3 protein-coding genes and 2 pseudogenes are annotated in these 3,539 nt (G+C 27.3%); all 5 read right to left on the bottom strand.

Annotated elements, in window-relative coordinates; all coding sequences use genetic code 11:
• A pseudogene (locus HMPREF0077_RS06890) lies at positions 1-765 on the bottom strand (type IV secretory system conjugative DNA transfer family protein); the annotation flags it as partial.
• A 44-nt stretch (positions 766-809) separates the two neighbouring features.
• Positions 810-1,016: a hypothetical protein gene (locus tag HMPREF0077_RS06885; RefSeq protein WP_004829710.1), complete on the bottom strand. Its 207-nt coding sequence runs from the start codon at positions 1,014-1,016 to the stop codon at positions 810-812.
• Positions 1,017-1,212: 196 nt separating this feature from the next.
• The gene (locus HMPREF0077_RS06880) at positions 1,213-1,704 is read right to left on the bottom strand and encodes a PcfB family protein (RefSeq protein WP_004837287.1); all 492 of its coding nucleotides are present in this window, start codon (positions 1,702-1,704) and stop codon (positions 1,213-1,215) included.
• Positions 1,705-1,708: 4 nt separating this feature from the next.
• On the bottom strand, positions 1,709-2,575 hold the full coding sequence (locus HMPREF0077_RS06875; RefSeq protein ID WP_052588108.1) for an ATP-binding protein: 867 nt from the start codon (positions 2,573-2,575) through the stop codon (positions 1,709-1,711).
• A gap of 14 nt (positions 2,576-2,589) precedes the next feature.
• Positions 2,590-3,539: pseudogene (locus HMPREF0077_RS06870) on the bottom strand (replication initiator protein A); the annotation flags it as partial.

The raw sequence follows: 3,539 nt of genomic DNA, 5'->3' as shown, positions 1-3,539 counted from the left end.
AAATCCTCAGTTGATTTTTCTCCTTCTCCCTTAGTATTTGCAATTATTGTTTGTACTAATTTCAAAATATCTTTTTCACTTTTCAAGTATGCAAAGGGATTATATCTCATGGATTTTTTAAAGTTTATTGTATTTAGTATTTTTATCTCATATCCATTTCTTTCCAACATTTTTCCGCTTTCCAAGACTAATGTTCCTTTTGGATCGGTCACTACATATGAAGAGTGCATTTGCATGAGATTCGGCTTTACAAAGAACCTTGTTTTACCACTCCAGAACCTCCAATTACCAATACATTTTTATTCCTAGCATATTTTGGATTTTTAGGTCTATTGTTCATGGTAAGTCTTTCGTTTGAGTTAGTAGCACATTGTTTTCAAACTTCTTGTCAATGTATGGCTCAATATCTTTTTCATTTCCCCATCTTGCCGATCCATATTCTCTGCCCTCTCTAAACTTTTTTGCTTTTTTCTTTTTCTGTATAAGGATTAACTTAATAACTACTGATAGAATTAGACCGGGTATCAGGTTTTTTATTTTTAATGATGGAATATATTTTAAAGTATCTATTTGACTAAAAGCCACTAGAATTCTATCTATTATATCTCCTCCTACATAAGAGTTGACATGGCTTGCAAAGATATTTCCTATATAAAAAAATAAGAGGTAAGGAAGATTTTCTAATACAAATTTCTTCTTATCTCTTATCTTAAAAACATTTTTTATATCTTTTATTATTTCATTTAGTATTTTCGAATTAATCACTTCCTCTCCATAAAAAAGAGTAGATTTCTCTACCCATTAGTATTTTATTTATCTTTTTTATATCTTATTACTGGAACTTGTTTTATTTTTTTACCTATCTTTTTTCTTTCCAAGACAAACATCATATTTTCATTTCTTTTAAAATATCCTAGATCTTTATGATAGCTTATACCACACTTGCAATGTAATAGACCTATAAACTGTTGCTTCATCTTTGAGTTACATATGGGACATATTCTTTTATGTGTCATTTTAAACCACCATTATACTTATATTTTACTTTCAAAGGTATTTTTTAGTTTCTTTCCTAATGCTTCTGCTCTCATTTTTTATCTATAGATAAGAGAAATTCTTCTACTGGATGATTCCAATTCTTTTTCATAGTATTCAACAATAAAACTATTCATAGCCTTCTCATCATATATATTATATATCCAAGTGCTTTTATTATAAACTTTGTTCCTGATGCTTATGTTTAACCTTATCTCTGTCAATAGTATCTTTGACTTTATCCTTGAAGTTATTAAGCCTTTCTATTAAAGATTTTCTTTTTCTTGACTTATCTTTAGTAAATTTCTGGACTGTCTTTTTAAAAGCTTGTTCCATTACTTTTATATCTTTTGCTTGAAAAAAGATAATGTTGTTTCCATTTTCTAAATCTTTCTTTATGGAAAATTTAACCCCATATCTTTTTAATTCTTTTTTCAATGCTTTTAAGTCTATGTCATTTAATTCTAAGGTTTCTACTTTACCTTTTTTTACAAGGTCTTTTACTTTTACTTTTTTAAATTTTTCTAAGGGTCTTGAATGTTCTGTCTGCGCTTTATGTTTATTTATTTCTAATATTTTCTTCATCAAATTTATAACTTGCTTGGCTGTAACTATCCCCGCTTTTTTTACTATGGCTATTGTTCTGCTATTTATATCATCATTTTGCATTCACTCACCTACTTTCATTCTTTTTTAATATTTCATAGGCTAATTTTGATTTCTCCTTCATTTTTTCTATTCTTCTATTTTCTCCTGTAAATATAATGGGACTGCATATTTCAAGTATCCTTGAGTAAATTCTTTTATCTTTTATAGTTTCAGGATTAGTTAAAGCTGATATATTTAAGTTTGTTGTTATAATTAGAGGTTTCCCACTTCTATATCTACTATCTATTATGTTAAAGATATGCTCAGCTGCAAAATCTGTATCTCTTTCCATTCCAAAATCATCAATAATTAATAGTTTCTTATGATTTAGGTTATCTATATACTTACTCTTATCAATCTCAAAGTTAGTCATATCATTTAAAATTACTGAAAAATTTGTCATTTTGACTGATATTTCTTTTTCTAGTAAAGCATTTGCTATAGCACTTGCAAGATATGTTTTTCCACATCCCACATTCCCTGTGAGAATTAATCCTATATTATTTTCATATATTTCATCAAATTTTTCCACATAGTTTTTTGCTACTTTTTCATGCTCACTATCTTTGTCCATATTTTTAAAATTCCAATTTAATAGGATAGGATCAGAAAAACACTCTTTTTTTAAGCGTTCAATTTTTAAAAGCATTTTATTTTCTTTTCTTTTTTCTTCCTCTAATTTTTGTCTTTCTTTTTTACATTGACATAAAATACCAACTTTTTTTATTTCTCCAAAGAAGTCTATTTCTTTTTCAATTGGTGTTTTACATTTTGCACAATATTTTAATCCTGTTTCTTGATCTATATAACTCCTATTTTCTTCATCTTTTGATGGACTATTTGTTTCTGCATTTTTTATTTTCTGTTCTAAGATTTCTTTTATTAATTCCATATGCGCCTCTCCTATCAAGTATTTAAAAATTCTCTCCAAATATCCTCATCGTTACTATAGTCATAGTTTTCTCTTTTCTGATCTTCTCTCTTTATGACTTCTATGTTTCTAATACTTTCATCTGCATTGTATAAGAGAGTCAGTAGATAAGCATTAATGTTTCTAATATCCTTTGGAGCATTTTCTCTTAGGTATTTCAAAACATAGTCTATGTGTTTATAGTTAAGACTTAGAAATCTTTCTTTAAAATTTTCATTGGATATATGCCTCCCTCCTATTTTAATGTTTGTAAGCTAGTTAAGGCTTTTACAAGTACATTTATCATTACATCTACTTGCTTCTTTTCTTCTATTCTTACTTTTTCAAAGGTTTCATAAGATATATTCTTTTTTATAGTTTCTTTTAATTCTTCCTCCTCCAAAATTTTTTTTGATTTTTCTCCTAGCTTTTCTAAGGGGGATATGGGGGTGGTATTATTAAAATCAGTATTATTAGTTTCAGTATTATTAATATTAGTATTATTAGAGTCCTCTTTTGAAACTTCTTGAGGTTTGTTTTCTAAACTTCCTGAAGTTTGTTTTTTAAACTTCTTGAAGTTTGCTTTTGAAACTTCTGTAGTTTTATTATTTTCTGTGTAAATAAAGTTCTTTACATAAAGTAAATTTGGCTTTCCAAGTCCTAACCTCTTTTTTTCTAATAATCCTATCTCTTCAATTTCTTTCATTACTTTGACCGATTTATTTCTCCCCCAATTTAATACTTCCATAATTTCTTCTATGGTATAGATGATGTATACCTTGTTTTCTTCATCTAACCATTTATTCTTAATTGACAAGCTCATTCTATCGAGTAGAATTCCATAAAGAATTTTTGCTTCTACGGATAGTTTTTTAAAATTTAAGTCGGTAAATAAAGTTTTGGGAATCCTAAAAAATGAATATTGTTCTGCTTCATTGCCATAATA

The sequence above is a fragment of the Anaerococcus tetradius ATCC 35098 genome, from assembly GCF_000159095.1.
Classification (GTDB): Bacteria; Bacillota; Clostridia; order Tissierellales; family Peptoniphilaceae; genus Anaerococcus; species Anaerococcus tetradius.
The sequence above is the reverse complement of the archived record's forward strand: the minus strand, read 5'-3'. Positions and strand labels throughout refer to the sequence as shown.

Bases quoted from the DNA above. Each gene is read 5' to 3' on its own strand.
- HMPREF0077_RS06885 (WP_004829710.1), bottom strand. From the start codon at position 1,016: ATGACACATAAAAGAATATGTCCCATATGTAACTCAAAGATGAAGCAA.
- HMPREF0077_RS06880 (WP_004837287.1), bottom strand. From the start codon at position 1,704: ATGCAAAATGATGATATAAATAGCAGAACAATAGCCATAGTAAAAAAA.
- HMPREF0077_RS06875 (WP_052588108.1), bottom strand. From the start codon at position 2,575: ATGGAATTAATAAAAGAAATCTTAGAACAGAAAATAAAAAATGCAGAA.